The sequence below is a fragment of the Xanthobacter nonsaccharivorans genome (assembly GCF_043194755.2).
GTDB lineage: Bacteria > Pseudomonadota > Alphaproteobacteria > Rhizobiales > Xanthobacteraceae > Xanthobacter > Xanthobacter autotrophicus_G.
Genome location: NZ_CM195526.1, coordinates 1,830,271 through 1,851,978 on the forward strand (window position 1 = coordinate 1,830,271; position 21,708 = coordinate 1,851,978).

18 protein-coding genes and 1 tRNA gene are annotated in these 21,708 nt (G+C 67.7%); 8 read left to right on the forward strand and 11 right to left on the reverse strand.

The features are described 5' to 3' along the window. Positions 1–38 precede the first annotated feature (38 nt). From eutC to V5F59_RS08405, 3 genes are all read right to left on the reverse strand, one after another. A complete protein-coding gene (gene eutC / locus V5F59_RS08395) occupies positions 39–815 on the reverse strand; it encodes an ethanolamine ammonia-lyase subunit EutC (protein WP_393982016.1) in 777 nt (258 codons plus the stop codon). Next, positions 812–2,200 carry an ethanolamine ammonia-lyase subunit EutB gene (locus tag V5F59_RS08400; protein WP_393982015.1) on the reverse strand — a complete coding sequence of 463 codons (1,389 nt, stop codon included), beginning with the start codon at positions 2,198–2,200 and terminating at the stop codon, positions 812–814. Before V5F59_RS08400 ends, eutC begins: the two co-directional genes overlap by 4 nt. 81 nt (positions 2,201–2,281) lie before the next feature. Then, entirely contained in the window at positions 2,282–3,124 is an 843-nt protein-coding gene (locus tag V5F59_RS08405) for an amino acid ABC transporter substrate-binding protein (RefSeq protein WP_393982014.1), read from the reverse strand. Positions 3,125–3,675: 551 nt separating this feature from the next. Between V5F59_RS08405 and V5F59_RS08410 the strand changes: the two genes are divergently transcribed. From V5F59_RS08410 to V5F59_RS08425, 4 genes are all read left to right on the forward strand, one after another. Then, entirely contained in the window at positions 3,676–4,689 is a 1,014-nt protein-coding gene (locus tag V5F59_RS08410) for an ABC transporter substrate-binding protein (protein WP_393982013.1), read from the forward strand. An 8-nt stretch (positions 4,690–4,697) separates the two neighbouring features. Further along, positions 4,698–5,483, forward strand: coding sequence for an ABC transporter permease (locus V5F59_RS08415; protein ID WP_393982012.1), 786 nt, complete (start codon positions 4,698–4,700; stop codon positions 5,481–5,483). 3 nt (positions 5,484–5,486) lie between these two features. Beyond that, positions 5,487–6,287 carry an ABC transporter ATP-binding protein gene (locus tag V5F59_RS08420; protein WP_393982011.1) on the forward strand — a complete coding sequence of 267 codons (801 nt, stop codon included), beginning with the start codon at positions 5,487–5,489 and terminating at the stop codon, positions 6,285–6,287. 360 nt (positions 6,288–6,647) lie between these two features. Next, positions 6,648–7,364, forward strand: coding sequence for a 3-deoxy-manno-octulosonate cytidylyltransferase (locus V5F59_RS08425; RefSeq protein WP_509211227.1), 717 nt, complete (start codon positions 6,648–6,650; stop codon positions 7,362–7,364). Positions 7,365–7,390: 26 nt separating this feature from the next. Here V5F59_RS08425 and V5F59_RS08430 read toward each other — a convergent pair whose 3' ends face one another. The 3 genes from V5F59_RS08430 to V5F59_RS08440 all read right to left on the reverse strand — a co-directional run bounded on the left by V5F59_RS08430 (position 7,391) and on the right by V5F59_RS08440 (position 11,030). Further along, positions 7,391–8,416: an NAD-dependent epimerase/dehydratase family protein gene (locus V5F59_RS08430; RefSeq protein WP_393982009.1), complete on the reverse strand. Its 1,026-nt coding sequence runs from the start codon at positions 8,414–8,416 to the stop codon at positions 7,391–7,393. 5 nt (positions 8,417–8,421) lie between these two features. Then, positions 8,422–9,744, reverse strand: coding sequence for a UDP-glucose dehydrogenase family protein (locus V5F59_RS08435; RefSeq protein WP_393982008.1), 1,323 nt, complete (start codon positions 9,742–9,744; stop codon positions 8,422–8,424). A gap of 323 nt (positions 9,745–10,067) precedes the next feature. Then, positions 10,068–11,030 (reverse strand): NAD(P)/FAD-dependent oxidoreductase, encoded by a 963-nt coding sequence (locus tag V5F59_RS08440; RefSeq protein WP_393982007.1) that lies wholly within the window; start codon positions 11,028–11,030, stop codon positions 10,068–10,070. Positions 11,031–11,382: 352 nt separating this feature from the next. On the opposite strand from V5F59_RS08440, the gene V5F59_RS08445 reads away from it, so the two are divergent. Further along, complete coding sequence (locus tag V5F59_RS08445; RefSeq protein ID WP_393982006.1) at positions 11,383–11,778, forward strand: hypothetical protein; 396 nt, start codon at positions 11,383–11,385, stop codon at positions 11,776–11,778. A 178-nt stretch (positions 11,779–11,956) separates the two neighbouring features. Here V5F59_RS08445 and V5F59_RS08450 read toward each other — a convergent pair. From V5F59_RS08450 to V5F59_RS08460, 3 genes are all read right to left on the reverse strand, one after another. Then, positions 11,957–12,033, reverse strand: a tRNA-His gene (locus tag V5F59_RS08450). Between the two features lie 174 nt (positions 12,034–12,207). Beyond that, a complete protein-coding gene (locus V5F59_RS08455) occupies positions 12,208–12,408 on the reverse strand; it encodes a hypothetical protein (RefSeq protein ID WP_393982005.1) in 201 nt (66 codons plus the stop codon). A gap of 70 nt (positions 12,409–12,478) precedes the next feature. Next, positions 12,479–13,438, reverse strand: a complete 960-nt coding sequence (locus V5F59_RS08460; protein ID WP_393982004.1) for a PDR/VanB family oxidoreductase — start codon at positions 13,436–13,438, stop codon at positions 12,479–12,481. 588 nt (positions 13,439–14,026) lie between these two features. Between V5F59_RS08460 and V5F59_RS08465 the strand changes: the two genes are divergently transcribed. The 3 genes from V5F59_RS08465 (at position 14,027) to V5F59_RS08475 (ending at position 18,648) form a co-directional block, all read left to right on the forward strand. After that, positions 14,027–16,270: a Wzz/FepE/Etk N-terminal domain-containing protein gene (locus V5F59_RS08465; RefSeq protein WP_509211203.1), complete on the forward strand. Its 2,244-nt coding sequence runs from the start codon at positions 14,027–14,029 to the stop codon at positions 16,268–16,270. Positions 16,271–16,316: 46 nt separating this feature from the next. Beyond that, entirely contained in the window at positions 16,317–17,129 is an 813-nt protein-coding gene (locus V5F59_RS08470; RefSeq protein ID WP_393982002.1) for a hypothetical protein, read from the forward strand. Between the two features lie 67 nt (positions 17,130–17,196). After that, positions 17,197–18,648, forward strand: a complete 1,452-nt coding sequence (locus V5F59_RS08475; RefSeq protein WP_393982001.1) for an O-antigen ligase family protein — start codon at positions 17,197–17,199, stop codon at positions 18,646–18,648. 437 nt (positions 18,649–19,085) lie between these two features. Here the strand turns inward: V5F59_RS08475 and V5F59_RS08480 are convergent, their stop codons facing one another. Both V5F59_RS08480 and V5F59_RS08485 read right to left on the reverse strand, forming a co-directional pair. Further along, on the reverse strand, positions 19,086–20,237 hold the full coding sequence (locus tag V5F59_RS08480) for an acyltransferase family protein (protein WP_393982000.1): 1,152 nt from the start codon (positions 20,235–20,237) through the stop codon (positions 19,086–19,088). Between the two features lie 25 nt (positions 20,238–20,262). Further along, positions 20,263–21,708, reverse strand: coding sequence for an O-antigen ligase family protein (locus tag V5F59_RS08485; RefSeq protein ID WP_393981999.1), 1,446 nt, complete (start codon positions 21,706–21,708; stop codon positions 20,263–20,265).

Sequence of the window (21,708 nt, forward strand, 5' to 3'; positions counted from 1 at the left end):
TTTGTTGCCACTCACGCAAGTTGCCTTGAGGAATTTACCTAAGCGGAGCCGAGGCCGAGGGGCACGCGCCCGTTGACCAGCAGCAGGTCGCTTTCGTCCTTCAACTCCACGCCCGTTTCCAGGCGGCGGAGTGCCTGCCGAATGTGCCAGGCGAGCTTGAAGGCGGCCAGATCGTAGGCAAGTCCATCCGGCCGCACGTTGGAGATGCAGTTGCGCTCCGCATCGCTGCGGCCGACCTTTGGGTCGTAGGTGAGATAGAGGCCGAGGCTGTCCGGCGAGGAGAGGCCCGGCCGCTCGCCCACCAGCACCACGAGGGCGCGGGCCTTGAGCAATTCGCCCACCTCGTCCCCCAGCGCCACCCGCGCCTGCGAGGCGATGACCACGGGCCCAAGGCTCCAGCCCTCGCGCGCGATCCACGGCTTGAAGGCGGCGAGGAAGGGTTTGGTCTGGGCATGGATGGCCGCGGAGGAGAGGCCGTCCGCCACCACGAGGACGAGGTCCACGGCCGCGCCTGCCGCAGCCGCGACGCGGGCGCGGCTGTCGTCCGACAGGCGCCGGCCGAGGTCGGGCCGGCGCAGGTAGACGTCGCGGGCGGGCGCCGCGCTGGCGACCTGCAGTGTCGAGAAGCCAAGCTGCTGCACCTCCTCGTCCACGCGCGCAGCCTCGAAGGGCGTGTGCACGGCGTCCCGCGCCTGGGCGTGGGCGAGGGCGAAGCGCAGCACCTCCGCGGTGGGCAGGCTGGCCCCGGTGCGGCCGAGAGCGATGCGCGCCGGCGTGTGGCGGGCGAAGCCGAGCCAGGGGTCGCGCTCGATCATGCCGCCTGCTCCGCCACGAATCCCAGCAGGGGGTGTCGCGCGTCAGAGGGCAGCAGGCGGCCGTCCGGGCCGGTGATGTCCATCTTCTCCAGCCATGCCTCGAACTCGGGCGCGCGCTTCAGGCCCAGTACCTCGCGGATGTAGAGGGAATCGTGGAAGGACGTGGACTGGTAGTTCAGCATCACGTCGTCGGCGCCGGGAATGCCCATCACATAGGTCACGCCCGCCGCGCCGAGCAGCGTGAGCAGGGTGTCCATGTCATCCTGGTCGGCCTCGGCATGGTTGGTGTAGCAAACGTCGACCCCCAGCGGCACGCCGAGCAGCTTGCCGCAGAAGTGGTCCTCCAGTCCGGCGCGGATGATCTGCTTGCCGTCATAGAGATATTCCGGTCCGATGAAGCCCACCACGGTGTTCACCAGCAGGGGATCGAAGGCGCGGGCGACCGCATAGGCGCGCGCTTCCAGCGTCTGCTGGTCCACCCCGTGGTGCGCGCCGGCGGAGAGCGCCGAGCCCTGTCCGGTCTCGAAATACATGGCGTTCTGCCCCACCGTGCCGCGCTTGAGGGCGCGGGCGGCGTCGGCACCCTCGGCGAGCACCTTCAGGTCGACGCCGAAAGAGCGGTTCGCCCCCTCGGTTCCGGCGATGGACTGGAACACCAGGTCCACCGGCGCGCCGCGCTCCATCAAGGCGATGGAGGTGGTGACGTGGGTGAGGACGCAGCTCTGGGTCGGGATCTCGAAGCGGGAGATGATCTCGTCCATCAGCTTGAGCAGACGGTCGATCACCGGGACGCTGTCGGAGGCCGGGTTGATGCCGATTACCGCGTCGCCGCAGCCGTAGAGCAGCCCGTCGAGGATGGCGGCGGAGACGCCGGCGGCATCGTCGGTGGGATGGTTGGGCTGGAGGCGCACCGCCATGGTGCCCGGCAGGCCGATGGTGTTGCGGAAGCGGGTGACCACCCGGCACTTCCGCGCGGCCAGGATAAGGTCTTGATTGCGCATGATCTTCGACACGGCCGCCGCCATCTCGGGCGTGAGGCCCGGGGCGAGGCGGGAGAGGACCTCCGGCGTTGTCTTGTCCGAAAGCAGGACGTCGCGGAAGTCGCCGACCGTCAGGCCGGAGACGGGGGCGAAGGCGGGTTCGTCGTGGCTGTCGAGGATGAGCCGCGTCACCTCGTCTTCTTCATAGGGAACAAGGGCTTCGCTGAGGAACGCCTTGAGCGGCACCTCGGCGAGGCACATGCGGGCGGCGACGTTCTCCTCGGCGGAGGCGGCGGCGATGCCGGCGAGCATGTCGCCGGAGCGGGGCGGAGTCGCCTTCGCCATCAGTTCCTTCAAGTCCGCGAAGACAAAGGACTTCGCGCCGATGCGGTGGACATAAGCCATGGGGGCTCCGCGGGCTCGGGACGGGCGGTTCTTCTCCTGCCTAGCAACTATTATGCCTGAAGGGAAAGCCTTGCGGGGGGACTATTTGGGGACGCCGTTGATGATAAAGAGTGCGTTCAGGAACTGGTCCGGCGGGAACTTGCCGAAGCTTTTCGCATAGATGTCGCGGATGCGGTCGGTGCGGTAGAGGTCGGCCAGGGTGGTGTCCACCATGAGGCGGAACGCCTGGTCGCCGCGGGGCAAGGCGAGGGCGTAGGTCTCGAAGGTGAAATACTGGTCGGAGAGGGAAAGCCCCCGGCCGTAGGGACTGTTTCCGATCAGATAGTTAAGGATGCCGCGGTCGCCGAAATAGGCGTCGAGCTGGCCTTCCGAGAGCTGGCGCAGGCCGTCGGGATGATCGGTGACGGTGACGATGTTCGCGGCGATGCGCATCTGGCCGAGGGTGGAGCGCAGCGTCTCCTCGGTGGTGGTGCCCTTGAGGACGCCCACCTTCTTCCCCTTCAGATCCTCCAGTCCCTTCACGGGTGATCCCCGGGTGACCACGCCCGCGCCGTCGATGAAGGTGGGCAGGGAGAAGTCCACCAGCGCCCGCCGCGACATGGTCATGGAGGTTGGCTCGCACAGGATGTCGATGCGCCCATCCTTGACGGCATCAAATCGATCTTCGGCGCTAACCTTGACATATTCCACGGACAGGTTCGGCACCTTCACCTGACGCTTCAGCCCTTCCGCGACCTCGCGGCACAGGTCGACGATGTATCCTGCCGGCTGGCCGTTGGCGGAGGCATAGGAGTAGGGTGGAGCGAAGTAGCGGTAGCCGATGCGGAACGGCTCCCCGCGGGACAGCCGGTCGAGGGTCTGCGCCTGGGTCGGTCCCGACAGCAGGCCCATGGCGGTGAGGAGGGCGAGGAGGGCGCCGACCAATCCCCGTCCCCAAGAGCGGCGCGCGGGCGCCGCGTCCGCTTGCTGCGTCGCAGCCCAGGCCACGGGGCCGCCCCGGGTCATCTCGCGCGGGGTTGCCTTGCACCGGGTTTTGCCGCCCATCCTCATTGCCCCCTCCATCGCGCGGGGGTGCCCTGCGGCCGCCGCGTCCGGTGCGATCTTGCCACTGCCACGGTGGGTCGGCCAAGGGGTGAGAAGGTAAGGCGCCGGTGAGGCCGGGGGGATGGTGGCGGCGCCGGCGCAAATGCCACCGGCCCTCCGGACCAGCGACGGTGGGGCCGGCGGTAATCCGGCCTTGAGGAAAATCCAGCGCAGCCTGCGGGTTCCCGCACCGCTCCCGATGAAGCCACCATCGGCGCCCTCTCGCGCGCTCGCGCGGCCTTCCATGGGCCGAGATGACGCAGCGTGCCTGCGCCCCCTCGCAATGATCCGGGCGTTGTTATCTATATTCAAATGGATATAGGAATGGAGCCGTTGAGATCTGCCGGGCCCCGGTCCTCCGGGGGTTGGCCCCATTGTTCCGGGGGATTGTGATGACCGTATTGCTCACGCGCCGCCAGTTTGCCGGCGCCCTCGCCCTTTCCGCCGGTGGCGCGCTTTCGGGCCTTGCCTGCCCGGCCATCATCCGCCCTGCGCTGGCGAAGCCGGCCGAGGGGCTGGAGATCCTCGGCGCGCCGAACGGCTCCACCATCGTGCTGCTGCGGCTGCTCCAGTCCGGCGCGCTCGATGCGGCGGCGCCGGGCGCCTCCTTCCGCCTGTGGCGGGACACGGACGAGCTGCGCGCCGCCATCGTTTCCGGCCGCACCAGCCTGTTCACCACCCCCACCCACGTGCCGGCGAACCTCGCCAACCGCGGCTTGCCGCTGAAGCTGTTCGCCATCCTTTCCATGGGCCACCTGTTCGTGGTCTCCGGCGACGAGAGCATCAAGTCGTTCAAGGACCTGGCGGGCAAGGAGCTGGTCGGCTTCTTCAAGAACGACATGCCCGACCTCGTCTTCCGCTCCATCGCCAAGGGCTATGGCATGGATCCGGACAAGGACATGACCATCACCTATGTGCGCACCCCCATGGAGGCGGCGCAGATGCTTGCCTCCGGACGCGCCACCACGGCCATCCTCTCCGAGCCGCCGGCCACCGCCTCCATCATGATGGCGAAGAAGGAGGGGCGCACCCTCTACCGGTCCATCAGCCTGCAGGAGGACTGGAAGAAGCAGCACAACGGCCTCGGCCTGCCCATGGCCGGCATCGCCATCCATGAGCGCCTTCTGGACGAGAACCCGGAGCTCATCGCCGCCATGAGGGCGGGCCTGCCCGGCGCCCGCGACTGGGTGATGGCCAACAAGGCCGAGGCGGGCCAGCTCGCGGAAGCGAAGATGGACGTGAAGGCCCACATGTTCGCCAATGCCCTCGACCACTTCAACGTGGTGGCTGAAGGCGCGGCGAGCCTGAAGCCGGGCCTCGTCGCTTTCTACGAGACGCTGCTCGCGTTCCAGCCCGATGCGCTGGCCGGCAAGCTGCCGCCGGACAGCTTCTACCTGAACATGTGAGGCACGGCATGCGCGCCGGTCGTCCTCTCGCCGTCGCCTTCTGGACCTTTGCGGGCCTTGCCGCCCTGGCGGCGGCCTGGCAGTGGGGGGCGGTGGCGTTCGGCCCCTTCGTGCTGCCGACGTTGCCCGAGACGGGGCGCGCCATGGTGGCGCTCGTCGCCTCGGGCAAGGCGGGGCCGGCGCTGCTGGCCACCATCCTCCACGCGCTGGGCGGCTGCGTGGCCGGCGGGGTCGTGGGGCTCGTGGTGGGCATTGCCGGCGGGCTGGCCCTGCCCGTGGGCGCCATGTCGCGACCGGTGTTCACGGCGCTGCTCGGCACTCCTCCCATCGCCTGGGTGGTGCTGTCCCTGCTGTGGTTCGGGCCCGGCGGCATGGCCGCGGGCGTCACCGTGGCCGTCACCGCCGCGCCCATCGTCTTCCTCGCCGCGCTCCAGGGCGTGCGCAGCCGGGATGCGGCGCTCATGGAGATGGCGCGGCTCTATCGCGCGCCGCCGCTTCAGCGGCTCACCGACCTGGTGCTGCCGACTCTGGCCGATTTCCTCGTGCCGGCCATCGCCACGGCGCTCGCCTTCTCCTTCAAGGTGGCGGTGATGGCCGAGGTGCTGAGCGGCGCGGACGGGGTGGGTGGCGGCATCGCCACCGCGCGCTCGCACTTCGACCTGCCGGAGACCATGGCGTGGATCGTCCTCGCGGTGGCGGTGCTGCTGGTGGCGGACGGGCTGCTGCTCGCGCCCCTGCGCGGCTGGCGCGCGGCACGGGAAGGGCGGGCGCTCCCCGTCGCCGCGGGGGGCTGAGGCATGCTGGTGCTCGACGGCTTGTCCCTCTCCTTCGGCGGCGCGCCGGTGCTGGCGGGGATCGACCTTGCAGTGCGGCCCGGCGAGCTGGTGGTGATCCTCGGCCGCTCGGGCTGCGGCAAGACCAGCCTGCTGCGCCTCGCCGCGGGCATGGTGGGGGCGGACGCCGGGCGCGTCGCCAACGGCTTCTCCCGCACCGCCATGGTGTTCCAGGAGCCGCGGCTCCTGCCCTGGGCGGATGCGCGGGACAACGCCGCCTTTGCCCTGAAGGCCCAGGGGGTGCGGCGCGGCGCGCGGCGCGCGGCGGCAGAGGCGATCCTGCGGCGGCTGGGCTTTGCCGATGGCGACCTGTCCAAGCGCCCCGCCGCGCTTTCGGGCGGCATGCAGCAGCGCGTCGCCATCGCCCGCGCCTTCGCGCTGAAGCCGGACCTCGTCCTCATGGACGAGCCTTTCTCCGCCCTCGACGTGGGGCTGCGGCACGATCTCCAGTCCCTGCTCCGGGCCGAGGTGGTGGGGGCGGGGGCGGCGGCCCTGTTCGTGACCCATGACGTGACCGAGGCCGTGCGCATCGCGGACCGCATCGTTGTGCTCTCGCCCCGCCCGGCGCGGGTGGTGGCGGACCTGCCGCAGGTGCCGTTGGCGGGGGCATCCGATCCTGCCGCCGCCTATGAGGCCGCGGCGGCCCTCCTGCGCCATCCCGAGGTGGAGCGGGCGCTGGGTGCGCCGTCGGCGCCGTCTGCCCCTGCGCGGCAGGCGACGGAAGCCTTGCCTTTGGCCCGCGTGGCGCCCGCGCCGGGCCGCTAGGAACACAGGCCTTCCGGAGCACAGACCTTCCGGACGTGCGAGCGCGTGGCTTCCCGCCCTTGGCTGCGGTTCCCCGGCTTGTCGGGGGGATCCACGCCGCGGCCTGGGCGGTGCAGGGGCCGAGGCGCGCCGGTCCGATGCGTAGCCCGCTTGGCGCGTACCCGGGTGAGGGGCGCCGCCGACGTGGAGGCCCCATCTGCCTCTTGCCCGCGGCGCGATCGCGATTGACAGGATCGCGCGCAGCTTTGAGAAGGTGGGCCTCTTTCTGAACGCGGGCCAGGCAGCCGGCATGCATTCCGGTGCTGCCGCCGGCCCCGGGGAGTTCGCGTGTCCCAGGCTCTGGTTCTCATTCCCGCGCGCATGGCCTCCACCCGCCTGCCGGGCAAGCCTCTGGCCGACGTGGGCGGCCGGCCCATGATCGTGGAGGTGGCGCGGCGGGCGCTGGCGGCCGGGGTCGGCCCGGTCATCGTCGCCACCGATTCCACCGAGGTGGCCGAGGCGGTCACCGCCGCCGGCCATCGGGCGGTGATGACCTCGCCGGACCACGCCTCCGGTTCCGACCGCATCTTCGAGGCGCTCAATGTCAGCGGCCATGGCGGCACCGCGCGGGTGGTGGTGAACGTGCAGGGCGACCTGCCCACCATCGACCCCGCGCAGATCCGCCAGGCGGTGGACCTGCTCGACGACGCGGCGGTGGACATCGGCACGCTGGCCGCCGAGATCCATCTGGAAGCCGAGCGCACCAGCCCCAACGTGGTGAAGGTGGTGGGCTCCCCGCTCTCGCCCACGCGGCTGCGCGCGCTCTATTTCACGCGGGCGACCGCGCCGTGGGGGGAGGGGCCGCTCTACCACCACATCGGCCTCTACGCCTATCGCCGCGAGGCGCTGGAGCGCTTCGTCGCCGCCCCGCCCTCGGCGCTGGAGAGCCGCGAGCGGCTGGAGCAACTGCGGGCGCTGGAGATGGGCATGCGGATCGACGTGGAGATCGTCGGCGGCGTGCCGCTCGGCGTGGACGTGCCCGAGGACCTGGAGCGCGCCCGCGCCATGCTGGCCCGCGAGGCGGCCGGCCAGCCCTGAGGCCGCCGGCCGGGGATTTGCTGCCGCTACGCCGCCGCGGTCCCGGCCTCATAGGCGTCGTACCAGTCCACGAAGGCCTTCACCCCTGCGTCCACGGGCGTCGCCGGGCGATAGCCGGTGAGGGCCTCCAGCAGGCGGGGGTTGGCGAAGGTCTCGCGCACGTCGCCGGGCTGCATGGGCAGCATGATCTTCTGCGCCGGCCGGCCCATGGCGGCCTCGATGGCCTCCACGAATTCCAGCAGGCCCACCGGGGCGCCGCCGGCGATGTTCACCACCCGGTGCGGCGCCACAGGGGAGAGGGAATCCGCCGCCCCATCCGCCGCCACGGGCTGGCCCTTCACCGGCGCGCAGGGGATGAGGCGCATCACCCCTTCCACCAGGTCGTCGATATAGGTGAAGTCGCGCTTCATGGCGCCTTCGCCATAGATCTCGATGGGCCGGTTCTCGCGCATGGCGCAGACGAACTTGAACAGGGCCATGTCCGGCCGGCCCCACGGCCCGTAGACGGTGAAGAAGCGGAAGCAGGTGGTGGGCAGGTCCCACAGGTGCGCATAGGAATGCGCCATCGCCTCCATGGCCTTCTTGGTGGCGGCGTAGAGGGTGATGGGGAAATCCGCCCGGTCGGTCTCGGCGAACGGCATCTCTTCGTTGCCGCCATAGACCGAGCTGGTGGAGGCCAGCAGCAGATGGCGCGGCTTCACGCGCTTGGCCGCCTCCAGCAGGTTGAAGGCGCCCACCAGATTGGCGTCGAGGTAGGCGCGCGGGTTCTCGATGGAATAGCGCACCCCCGCCTGGGCGGCGAGGTGGATGATCACGTCCGGCTGGGCGAGGTCGGCCGCCGCATCCAGCGCCGCCATGTCCTCGAGGCGCGCGATCACCGGGGTGAACAGGTTGCTGCCGCGGGCGAGGAGGGCGTGGCGCGCCTCCTTCAGGCGCAGGTCGTAATATTCGGTCATGGCATCGTAGCCGACGACCACGTGGCCTTCCGCCAGCAGGCGCCGGCAGATGTGGAAGCCGATGAAGCCGGCCGAGCCCGTCACCAGGAAGCGCATGGGGATCACACCGCGCCCGTGCCGAGGCCGCGGCCGATGCTGGTGTAGGCGAAGCCGTGCCGCGTCACCTCCTCCGCCTGGTAGATGTTGCGCAGGTCCACCAGCACCGGCTCGGCCATGACGTCCTTCAGGCGGGCGAGGTCGAGGGCGCGGAACTGGTCCCATTCGGTGACGATGGCGATGGCGCTGGCGCCCTCGGCCGCCTCATAGGGGCTGCGGCAGAAGGTGACGCCCTCCAGCAGCGGGCGCGCCTGCTCGGTGCCCTCGGGATCGTAGGCCCGCACCTTGGCGCCGGCATCCACGAGCCCCTGGATGATGGAGAGGGAGGGCGCCTCGCGCATGTCGTCGGTGTTCGGCTTGAAGGTGAGGCCCAGCACCGCGATGGTCCTGCCGTGGATGTCGCCGCCGGCCGCGCGCACGATCTTGCGGGCCATGGCGCGCTTGCGCTGGTCGTTGATGGCCACCGTGGTCTCGATGAGGCGCATGGGGCTGTCGTGGTCCTGCGCCGTCTTCACCAGCGCCAGCGTGTCCTTGGGGAAGCAGGAGCCGCCATAGCCCGGGCCGGCATGCAGGAACTTCGCGCCGATGCGGTTGTCCGCGCCGATGCCGCGCGCCACCTGCTGCACGTCCGCCCCCAGCTTCTCGCACAGGTCGGCCACCTCGTTGATGAAGGTGATCTTCATGGCGAGGAAGGCGTTGGCGGCGTACTTGATCAGCTCCGCCGTGCGCCGGTCGGTGAAGATCATGGGCGAGGTGTTGAGGAAGAGCGGGCGGTAGATCTCGTTCATCACCGCGCGGGCCCGCTCATCGGTGGTGCCCACCACGATGCGGTCCGGCCGCTTGAAATCGGAGATGGCCGCGCCCTCGCGCAGGAACTCGGGGTTGGAGCAGACGGACACGTCGGCGCCCGGGTTCTCCTCGCGGATGATGCGCTCCACCTCGTCGCCGGTGCCCACCGGCACGGTGGACTTGTCCACCACCACGGTGAAGCCTTCCACCGCATGGGCGATCTCACGGGCGGCGGCATAGACGTAGGAGAGGTCCGCATGGCCGTCGCCGCGTCGGGACGGGGTGCCGACGGCGATGAACACCGCGTCCGCCGCCTTCACCGGGCCGGCGAGGTCGGTGGTGAAGGAGAGGCGGCCGTCGCGCGCGTTCTTGGCCACGAGGTCCTGGAGACCCGGCTCGTAGATGGGGATGCGCCCGGCCTTGAGGGCGGCGATCTTCGATTCGTCCTTGTCGACGCAGGTCACCTGGTGCCCGAAATCGGCGAAGCAGACGCCGGAAACGAGGCCCACGTAGCCCGAACCGATCATCACGATGTTCACGTGTCTGTCCCTTGGGTGCGAATGCGGACGTGCTGGCGCGTGGTCTAGCCGAACCGGAGCATCCTGTCAGGCTGCCCAAAGGTCCGGCGCGACCGGCGCCGCGCGGCCAGGACGTCCCGAACCACACCAGGGAACCGGCCGGCGACGGCGGAGGGAGCCGCCCGGCTGGCCGCCGGCCCCTGGCAAGGCCAGCATTTGCGAGGGGGGTAGCCGACCGGCGCCCATGTCCTGTCGCGTCCCGGCATGACGGCCGGATGACAGGTCGCGGCCGGCCTGTTTTACGCGATCATCCCGGGATATGCCGCAGCGGCACGGATTTGCCCTCAGCGGCCGGGAAACGGCGCCGTCGCCCCGCGGACGGGATCGCGCCGCACGGGCTCGTGGCGCGCCTCCGCCTGCCGCACGCGCTCGGCGAAGCGGGCGACGGCGTCCTGTTCCAGGGTGCGCTGGATGGCCTTGGCCGCCACCACCCCGTCCGCCATGGAGGTGACGCAGCACGGATGCATGCGCTGGGCGATCTCGCCGATGGCGTAGAGGTTGGGCAGGGAGGTCTCGCAATCCGCGCTCGTTTCCACGAAGCCGCGGGGGCTCATGGCGAGGTTGAGGTGCCGGGCGTAGGGCAGGTACGGCTCCCAGCCGTAGAGGACCACCACGCGGTCGAAGGCGAGGCCGGCCACTTCCGGGATCTCCGGCGCGATCGGGTAGGGGCCGATGCGCACGTCCGCCGGCGGCACCTTCTCGAGGAACTCGCGGCGGGCGCGGATGGTGCGGGCGAAGAGGGTGACGCCGGCGGCCCCGCGCTTGCGCACGAAGATGTAGTTCTCGAAGGCATTGTCGCCGCCGCCGAGGATGGCCACCGACTGGCCCTCGAAATCCGCGTTGAACATGGTGCGGCCGGGGCCGATGATCACCTGCTCCGAGGCGGCGAACCCGCCCTTCACCGGCCGCACGCCCGAGGCGAGCACCGCCGCGCGGCCGAGGATGACCTGCCCGCCCGAGGTGGTGACGCGGAAGCCGCCCTCCACCACCTCCAGCTCGGTCACCGCCTCGCCGAAGCGGCAGACGATGTCGTGCTCCAGCACGTGGCGGTGCATGTCGGCCGCCACCTCGAAGCCGGTCTTGTGCAGGACCGGGGCGATCCACTGGTTGGGGTAGGGGTTGTCGTTCTGCAGCCCGCCCAGGGCGCAGCGCCGCTCGATGATGCAGGGGCGGAAGCCGAGCATCTTCAGCCAGAGCGCGCACGACGCCCCGGCCGGTCCTCCACCGATGATCACCGCGTCGAACATGGATCGTTCCATCCCCGTTGCGCGCCCCTTCCATCAGCTTATGCGAGGCTTGCCCCTGCGGCTATACTGTCGGGCTGCCACGGCGGATCAGTCGGCGGCAATCGTTGCCGGTGAAGCCGGGCCGGCATGAGCCTCCGCGGAAGGGGCTCCGGGACATGGAATTGGACGACGAAAGGACGTGGAAGCGGCGGGAGATGCGCGTCGCGGGCCTCGCGGTGGCGAACTTCGTGTCCTTCTTCCTCGCATCCACGTCAGCCTCTGGCTCGGCAGTGATGCGTTGAATGGAGGGGGCCCCGGCGCCCACTCTTTTCCCTTCACCACCCACCATGCTGACAGCGAAGGCAGCCGCCCCGTGTTCGTCTACAGCGAAGTCCATGGGCTGAGCCTGTTCCTGACCCCGCTGCTGTTCATGTTCGTCGCCAGCCGTGCCCATACGCGGCGCATCTGGTCCTGGTTTCTCATCCCCTCCATGCCGCAGGCGGTGGGCTCGACGCTCGCCGTGCTGGACCGGGACTTCGCCTCCGTGAAGGTGCGGGCGCGCCAGCGCTTCCTCGGCTGCGCCCTCGGCGCCGGGCTGGGGCTCGACGCCCTGCCGGTCTACGCCACGGTGCTGTTCGCCGGCATCTTCTTCTCCCGCCTGCACAATGGCGGCGGCCCGCAGAGCTATATCGGCACGCAGGGTGGCATCGCCTTCATCACGGCCATGGTCACGGGGGCGGGGCCGCCATCTTCATCGGCGTCACGCTGATGGTCGGCGTGTCGTTCGTCCTCGCGGCGCTGGACCGGCGGGCGCGGCCGACCCCGGCCTGAGCGGTGGGGCGCGGGGCGTCCGCTTCCGGTCGGAGCCGGGCCTGAAACGCGCGGTGCGACGAGCGGACGCACATCGGCGCTGCCGGTCAATGGTCTGATATGATTGAATGACATCATGGTACAGGTGGGTGGGCTCGAACCACCGACCTCCGGTTCCACAGACCGGCGCTCTAACCAACTGAGCTACACCTGCACGGATCGGGCACCCTGGGGGCGCCGCCGAGAGCGCGGAACCTACGCGCGGCTTTTCGCAATTTCAAGGGGCCCGTGCGCGCCGCGTGCATCTGCGGCCATACGTCCACAGGCGATGCCGTGCTCCCACCCCTCCGCCGTCCACGCCGGCACCACGCGCGGCTCGGCGGCGGCCTCAGCTGGGGCGCGCGAGGCCGGAGGGCTCGGCGGTCAGCGTCTCCACCTTGGTCATGATGGAGACCCACACCCGGTGCTCCTCCATCTTGCCGCCGATCTCGAAGCTCTCCGCCATGCGCGCAGCGAAGGCGACGCCTTCCGGGCCGTACTGCTCGGCGATGATGAACGCGGTGCGCCAGAAGTCCTCTTCGGAAACCATGTCATGCCTCCGTTCCGATGCGTCCGTGGGGAGCGGCGTCAAACCCGCGCCGCTCCCAACCGAAGGCGTGTCACAAATCCAACACGAGGAGGTCGCCTTTGGCACGCGAGACGCAGGCGAGGAACCAGCCGGCGTCCTTCTCCTCCGGCTTCAGGCGCTTGTCGCGGTGGTCCACCTCGCCCTCGAGCACCTTCACCTTGCAGGTGCCGCAGGCGCCCTGCTCGCAGGAGGTGGGAACCTTCACCCCCGCCTCCTCCAGCGCCGTGGTGACGGAGCGGTCGCCGGGGATCTTCACCACCTTGCCGGTGGAGGCGATCTTCACCTCGAACACCTTGTCCAGCAGGGGCGGGGGCGGCTTGGCGGTGAAGCGCTCCACATGGATGCGGTTGACGCCGTAGCCCTTCTGCTGCGCGTTGGCGATGAGGGGATCGAGCCACCAGTCCACCCCGCACAGGAAGAGGTGGGTGTCGTCCGGCCGGTCGGCGAGCAGCGGCAGCGCGTTGAGGCGGGGCTCGCTCGCCTCGAAGTAGAAGGTGGTGTTCTCGGCATAAGGCGAGGCTTCGATCGTCGAGCGGAACGAGCCCGGGGAGCCGCCGGCGAACAGATAATGGAACTCGAAGGGAATGCCCTTCGCCTTCAGGTGGTCGGCGATGGACAGGATCGGCGTCGCGCCGATGCCGCGGGCGAACAGCAGCGCCCGCTTCACGTCGCGCGGCACGGCGAATCGGTTGCGGGGCTCGCCCACCTTGAGGATGTCGCCCTCGTTCACCGACTGGAACAGCGTCTTGGAGCCGCCGCGGCTGTTGGCATCCCGCCACACGCCGATGATGTAGCGATGCCGCTCGCTGGCGCTGTTCAGCAGCGAATACTGGCGGACCATGCCGGTGGGCAGGGTCACGTCCACATGGGATCCGGCGGTGAAGGCGGGCAGCTCATCCCCCTCCGCGGGGATCAACTCGAAGGAAACCATGTTCTCGGCTTCCACCGATTTCCGGGCAACCTTCACCGGGTGCAGGGCTTCGTCCGACATGCCGATCTCTCCAACGGGTAGCGAGTGCCTACGCAGGAGGTCCAAGCAATATCGGGGCCGCGGCGGTGGAGGCTGGCGCTCGAAGAGGCGGATGGTTCTGCAGCACCGCCTCGACACACGTCTCGGCTACATCTGTCGCTCAGGAGACCGCGTGTCGGCGGCATGGTGCCTGAGGTATAATAATGACTTTGAGGTGTTATTGCATCGCCCAAGCTCGCAATCGCGCTCGGGCACGTTGTGTTGCGGTGCGGGACGGCGTGTGCTACACGATAAAAATATCTCCCGTCTGGTCTATAATCCGAAGAATATGTTGATGCTACAAGTGTGTAGCGTCTTCTTTCGAGAAGTTTACTTCGCGATGCCTGTGGCTTTCCGCAGGGCTCGGAACGAAGCTGGGGGAGGGCTTGCCCGCTGTGCCGCTTCGGTGTGGGCATGTCTCGCGGTTTTGTTCGTGATGCGCGGGTGCGTTCCAAATGCGAGAGGGTTGATGGCGAGCTGATTATTTGTGTGCGTCAAGATCTGACGTCTCGGCAAATGTGTATGCAGTCAGGCCTGTGCTGAAGCGAGGACTCGCCAAGTATGTTGCAAATGGACAACTCCCCATCGGGTGCCCGTGTGCATCTCCAGGACGATACGGAATTCAATCTTTCGTATGTTCTTCGGATCTTTAGGCAGCACCGGTGGCTTATCGGCGGGGCGGTGGGCGTCGTGGCCGGTCTGGCGGCGCTCTATTGCGCCGTGGCGACCCCGCAGTTTACGTCCGATGCCCAGCTGCTGATCGATTCAGACCAGGCCCGCGGCCTCGAGGTGTTGCCTCAGCTGACCGGCGTCATGGATTCGGCGACGGTGGACAGCCAGGTGCAGATCCTCCTCTCGGAGAGCATCGCCAAGGCGACCATCAAGGAACTGAAGCTGGTCGATCGCGTGAAGGCCGAGATGTCCCGGCGTGAATCGTCCGTGGTGTCCACCATCCTGAAGCCGATCCTGCCGTTTCTCTTCCGTTCCGCGCCGCTCAGCGACTACGAGCTTGAGCGGATGCAGGTGGCCGACTTCGCCGAGCGCCTGAAGGTGCAGCGGATCGGCGCGTCCTACGTCATCTCGATTGCCTTCAGGTCGGCTGATTCGAAGCTCAGCGCCGACGCGGCGAACCAGGTTGCCGAGTCCTACATCGTCGACCAGCTCGAGGCGAAGTATCAGGCGACGCGGCGCGCGAGCGTCTGGCTGCAGGACCGCATCTCGGAATTGCGTGACCAGGCCCTTGCCGCCGACCGCGCGGTGCAGGACTTCAAGGGCAAGAACAACATCGTCGACACCTCGCGGGGCCTGGTCTCCGACCAGCAGCTCGCGGAGCTCAACACCCAGCTCATCACCGCCCGCGCCGCGGTGGCCGAGGCGCAGGCGCGTTACGAGCGCGTCGCCACCATCATCAAGCAGGGCGGGTTGACCGGCAGCAGCGACGAGGCCGTGTCGGACGTGCTGAACAACGAGGTGATCAGCCGGCTGCGGACCCAGTATCTGGATGCCGTGAAGCGCGAGGCCGAGTGGTCGAAGAGGTATGGCCCAGACCATATCGCCGTGGTGAACCTGGGATCGGAGATCAAGGGTCTCCAGCGCGCGCTCTTCACGGAGCTTTCGCGGATCGCCGAGACCTACAAATCGGACCTGGAGATCTCGAAGGCCCGTGCCGCCAGCCTCGAAGGCAGCATGGAAGCGCTGGTCGCGCAGGCCAAGCTGACCGGCCAGGCCCAGGTGGAGCTGCGCGAGCTGGAGAGCACGGCCCAGTCCTATCGCGCGCTCTACGACAATTTCCTCCAGCGGTTCATGCAGGCGACCCAGCAGCAGTCGTTCCCGATCACCGAGGCGCGGCTCATCACCAGCGCGTCGCCGCCGCTGAAGCCGTCCCAGCCGAGAACCGTGCTGATCGTTGCCGGCGGGGCGGTGCTGGGCCTCATGTTCGGCATCGGCATGGCGATGTGGCGGGACCGGATGGATCGTTCCTTCCGCGTGCCGGCGGATGTGGAGCGCTACCTGGGCCTCGATTGCCTGGGCGTCATCCCCATGATCTCCACGGCCGCCAGCCCTCAGGTCAAGGATGGCCAGAGCGGTTTCGACTTTTCGTCCGGCGTGATGCGGCAGGTGGTTGCGGATCCCTTCTCGCGCTTCGCGGAGACCATTCGATCCGTGAAGGTGTCCGCGGACGTGTCGATCATGGATCGGCCGGTGAAGGTCCTCGGCGTCATATCCACCTTGCCGAAGGAAGGTAAGTCGACCATCTCCGCGAACTTCGCCCAGCTGATCGCGCACAGCGGGCAGCGCTGCATCCTGCTGGACTGCGACCTGCGCAATCCCTCGCTGACGCGCCGTCTCGCCCCGGGCCGCAAGGTTGGTCTCCTGGAGCTCCTGCTTGGGAAGGCGACGTTCGAGGAAGTCAGCATCGTCGACCCGGTCACCAAGCTCACGTTCATTCCCGCCGCCGTGCCCACCGAAATGTTGCACACCAACGAAATTCTCGCCTCGGAGCGGATGGCCGCCCTGATCGAGAAGCTGAAGCAGCAGGCGGACTACATCATCATCGACTTCCCGCCCATGGCGCCGGTGGTGGATGTGTCGGCATCCACCCACCTGATCGATGGCTATGTCTATGTGCTGGAATGGGGTGGTTCGCACCGCGATCTCGTCGTGAACACCCTCCAGAACGCGCCGCGTGTTTACGAGAAGGTTCTCGGTTGCCTGTTGAACAAGGCGGATGTCGCTGCCCTGAGGCACCTGGAGAACTACGGCGACAAGTATTACTACCACAACTATTACGCTCGTTATGGCCGGGACAACTGAGGAGGGCCGGGCGCTGGGCGCCGGTCCGGTGAAGGAGGGGGCGGATATGCCCGCCTCCGACGACGGGCGCCCCGCGAAGGCCCGGTCGAGTGTCTGGTCGCAGCGCGCCTCCGGTCTGGCGCGTCTTGCAACCCTCTCGATCGTGTGCATGGCCGCGGCCTGGCTGTACGTCGTCGCTCCGAAGGCCGGCGATTCCGACGTGGAAATTCTCAGCTACGTGGGGCAGGAGCTGATGGAAGGCGGCGGCTATTCGGCTGACACGCTCCGGCAGGTGAATGAGGAGACTGCGGGCGTCCTGCACAGCGGCTGGTGTGCCGCGCGCGCAATCGAAGATCTCACGATCGTCAGGACCGCCCTTGTCGAGGCGGCCTTCGTCGAGAACGACGCGGACGCAGCCGAGAAGTTCCTGGTTCAGGCCGATGAGGCGGCGCACATGGGCCTCACCTGCAATCCGAATTCGTCCGCGCTCTGGGCGGTGCTGGCCTGGAACGAGTTCATCAAGAACGACGACACCCCCCGGCTTCATGCCTTGCTCGACATGTCCTACCGCACCGGCCCCTATGACGGCTGGGCCTTGATACGGCGCGTGGATATGCAGCTGCGGTTTCTGCCCAATATCAGCGACGTGGAGCGGGCGCGGCTCGTCGACCAGATCGACTGGCTCATCCTCTCGGATCTGCTGCCTCTGGTCGCCGCGCGGTTCGTCGAGGGCGGTGAGCCGCAGAAGGCCCTGATCAAGGAAATTCTCAGCCGGACCGACGAGCAGGACCAGAAGAAGGCGGCGACCATGATCCGGCAACAGGGCGGCGATATAGAATTGCCGTTCGTCGAGCCTCTCGGGGCCCGGCCCTGGCGATGATGTTGCGCACTGCACCTTCCCGGCGCAGAGGGGCCGCGGCCTCTCCGTCATGCGGAGACGGGCCACGATGACACAGGCATTCTCCCCCCCGGCGCTCGATGCGCCCGCGCCCGCCGTCCCTGGGGATGCGCCCGCCGCCGAAGAGGGGCGCAATGAACGGCGTGGCATTCTGGACCGCGTCGCCTTCTGGATCTTCTGCGCCATGGTGGCGCTGGCGCCGGTGCCCGAAGGCTCGGTCGGCCTCCTGTGGGTGACGGTGTGGACCGGCGTCGCCGCCCTTGTGGTGCTGTGCGCGAGCTATGGGGAGGTGCGGCGCGGCAGCGCGCTGATCATCGGCGGCAGCGTCGTCGTTCTTCTCGCTTATGGCCTGCTGGCCTGGCTTCAGTCCGTCTCTCCGGGGCCGAGCCCGCTCGCGATCTGGTCGGAGGCGTCCCAGCTGCTGCAGAAGGAGATCGCGCCGCTGTCGGGCTCAGTGCGGGATGCGCCGCTGCTGTTCCTGGGGCGGCCGCTGCTTGCGTGCCTCGTCCTCGCCGCCGGCATCGTGATGGGATCGGATACGCGCCGGACCAAGGTGCTGAGCGCCATCATCATTGGCGCGGCCTGCCTCTATGGCGTGATAGGCTTGGTCGCCTTGCTGCTCTCCCTCGTGTCGCTGCGCCCCTTTGACCAGCAGGGGGCCCTCACCGCCTTCTTCATCAACCGAAACACCACGGCCACCTACCTCGGCTCGGCCTTCCTGATCGTCTTCGCCTGGCTGCAGGTGAGCTTCCGCGGGGAAGGAGGGGAGAGCCGGGCGACCTCGCTGCTGGCCACCGGGAACAGGGCGACGGTCGCGCTCGCGGCCAGCGGGCTCCTTCTGCTGGTGCTGCTGCCGCTCACCCAGTCCCGTGCGGGCTTCATGCTCACCATCGGCGTCGCGGCGATCGGCTTCGGATTGCGGTTTCGAAGCCTGCTGCGTCATCGCACGCTGATCATCGTCGGCTTCTTCGCCCTGTTCGCTTTCGTCTACGTCGTTTCCGGCGACATCTGGCGCGCGCGCCAGGCCCGCCTCGGCTTGAACTCGCTGGGTCGGCTGGATGTTTACGTGGCCATGCTTCAAGCCGCCATGGACCATCCCTGGCTCGGGCTGGGGCTTGGCAGCTTCGCCGAGAGCTTCCAGGCGTTCCGGCCACGGGATCTCGGGCAGCCGGGGCTCTTCAACATCGGCCACAGCACGCCCATCGAGCTGATCTTCGAGGCCGGTTTCCCGCTCGCGGCGCTCGTGGGCCTGTTTGCGCTGGTGTGCCTGGCTGCCCTTGTGCGCGGCACGATCCGGCGCCCGCAGGATCCCTTCATCCTGGCCGCGTTCATGGTGGCCCTTCTGGGGGCGCTGCACTCGAGCATCGATTTCTCGCTGCAGATCCCCGGCTACCTCATCATCTATCTGGCGATCGTGGGCATGGGCATCGGGCGTTCCTTCCTGCCGGAGCGCGTCGTCGTGCGTCGCAAGCGGCGCAGCAGTTCCGGCGAAACGGCCTGAGCCTCTCGCCCCTTCTTCTCCTGCCGGAGGGGAGGGGCTGGGCGCGGGGGCCCATTGCGTTGCCCCTTTGGCCTCGATCCATCGTGAAGGTCGTCCTGGCCCGGCTTGAGGGACCGGACAGAAGCCACAGTCTTGTCAAAAGAGTCGGCGCCCTCTGCCTCGTCTCCAGCTTCAGGCTCGAACGAAGGCAACCCTCCCCGCACCTTCGCGTTGAGCGCGGTCCAAGCAAGTTGAAGCAATTTGCTTGGTGAAACGGTCTCTAAACTCAAGAAAAAGAGCACACGCCGATCAGCTTGGGATGCGAGCTGATCGGCGTGTGCTCTGGCCTCTTCCTCTGCAGCGCGGCCTTGCACCGAGCAAGGGCTCCTTGCAAGGCCGCGTCCTTTCCCGGTGCGAGCCGGTCGTCCCCAACTCTCGCGACGGGCAGCGTCCCGGCCTCAGGAGTTGGGGCTCCCGGCATAGCCGTGGCGGCTGCGCGTCTCCGACATGCGCTTCGCGAGCTGCCGGCCGAAGCCGTTGAAGGGCTTCTCCACCAACATGAAGGTGCACCACGACACAAGCAGGACGAGCGGCAGGCTGAGCAGGACCAGCACGACCGCGAGCGCCTGCGAGACGGCCGGCAGCATCAGGGTGGCGCCGCCGACGACGATCGAGAAGACCGGGATGTGAATAAGGTAGGTGGAGTAGGACCAGGTGCCGACGCGCGCCACGAGCGGATTGAACACGAACACGTTCGCGAGCTTTTCAAGGGCCCCGGTCTGCAGCCGCAGGACGCCCATCTCCATCATCGTGAACGCGAGGAAGACGATCCAGATCAGCGCTTCGAGAGGCCCGGCGAGCAGCGCGATCAGGGCCGCGAGGACGATGAGGGGTTCCGCGACAAGGCCCTGCTGCCGCAGTCGTCCCAGGCATTGGCGGGACAGGATGCCGATGAGGAAATACTGGATCGAGATGGGCAGGAACGAGGGATAGGCCCAGGTGCCGAGCTTGCCCGTGTGCACGATCGCAAACACGATGAGCGACACGCCTACGGTGGCGAGCATGACGATGCTCGAACGAGAAAGCAGGAAGATCAGGACCGGTGCGACCAAGTAGAACTGCCACTCCAGCGAGAGGCTCCACGCCGGCGCCAGGAAGGTCGACGATGCGAACGGGAGGAAGGTGTCGGGAAGAATGCCGTGGAGCAGCGTCAGATGAAGGCCGAGATGCGTGAAGAAGTTGGACGATTCCTCCAGCGCGCGGGCCTGCCGCATGTCGACGCCCACCACCCAGGTGTGGAAATAGGCGGCCTGGTAGAGGTCGGTTATGGCGATCGCCAGGATCAGGCAAAAAAGATAGACGGGGAAGATGCGAAAGAACCGTCGCGTCAGGTACGGGGCATAGTTTTCCTTCTTTGAAGCCAGAAGGTGCGTGATCACGAAGCCGCTGATGATGATGAAGACATTTACCGCAATGTCTCCGCGCTCGATGAGGCGCACCACGGGCTGCGGCAGAAAATCCGCCGCGCGCGTAAGATGCGAGGCGTGTCCCAGCACGACCCACCAAGCCATGTAGGCCCGCAAACTTTCAATCGACACGAAATTCTGCATTGGAAAATGCCCTTGATTGAAGCGGTCACACGCGGGACGAACTGTTGCCTGGCCTGTTTGACAGAGAGCGGTTCCCCAGGGTCTTGGCCCTGTCGAGGCGGTTTGCGGGCCGCCCCTCGTCCGCTGAATAGCGCGTCTCGTCGGAGATGCTTTTCGCCATTTGGGTGATCGCCAGGATGAGAAAGAAAAACGTGATGTAGCGTGGAGAGTAGAAGGCTGACGCTGTGGCGCTGAGGAGAATGAAGAGGGCCCACGTCTGCCATTTGAGCTTGCCTATTAGGCTTCGCGCATAGAAGTACAGGAATCCGAGATAGAACATGGTGCCCAGGGCGCCCAGATAGATCAGCAGCGCGGACGGCAGGTTCTGGATCTGGAACCGCCATTCATGGAGCACGGAGGACGCAGGAATGCCGAGGGACAGGTAGGTCTGCGTGAGCGGGCGGAAGGCTGCGTTGATGGAGCCTATGCCGATGCCGAAGAAGGGCGATTCAGACAGCACGGCAAGGGCCGCGTACACCGAGCCATAGGTTCGGTACGTCGAGCTGTAGTCCGCGCCCGAGCTCACCTGCTGAATGCGCGCCTGGAACAGTTCGGAGAGAACGACATAGGCCACGGTGGCAACCGGAATGGCGATGACGACGCCGAGCAGCAGCCGGTCCAGGTTGGCGCCGCGCCCCTTGGGGCCGTCGCCAAGGACGATGGTGGCGCTGACGAAGGCGAAGGCGAAAACGAGGATCGGGCTGCGTGTGACGACCAGGGCCACAATGGAATACCCCAGAGCCCGCGTGAGGCTGCCCTTGCGCACCGACAACGATGCATAGGTGCAGATGAGAAAGCTCAGCGCCATCGCGAAATAGGACGTCTCCGACGAAAAGAACTTGGGCCTGCGCAGGCCAAGGCCGATGGCCGCGTCGCGGTTCTGGATGATCTGGGTATATTCGTCGAGGCCGAAAAGCGGGTTCATCACGTTGTCAAGCACGGACGAGAGGGCGGTGAAGATCTCGATGACGCCGCCGGCCAGGAGGACGATGATGGCGATCTCCGAAAAGCGGGCGGCCTGGGCGGGGGAGAAGGACAGAACCGTCCAGTAAAGGGTCAGGCCGATGGCGATGCTGTAGATGTACTGGCCGAAGGCGAGGCTGCGCGGAACGAAATATGTCGTGAGGTCGGGGGCCAGGAGCGAGATGCCGTAGATCCCCAAGCCGAGGAGGAGCGCTCCGCGCGCTTCCGCGGAAAAGACCTTGGGCAGGAACATCAGGCCGGCAATGAGCGCGAACGGAAAGGCGCTGATCATCGGCACGCCGTCGCGTGAGGTGGGAATGTTCACGTAGACGGCAATGATGAAAAGGATGGCGAAGAGCGGCGGCACCGCGCGCGCCCTCGTCTGCTGCAAGGCATCGCTGCCCTCGCCGGGAAGGGCCTGTCTCAGACGAGACCGGGGAAATCCCCGGTGAGATGCATTCAACGCCAA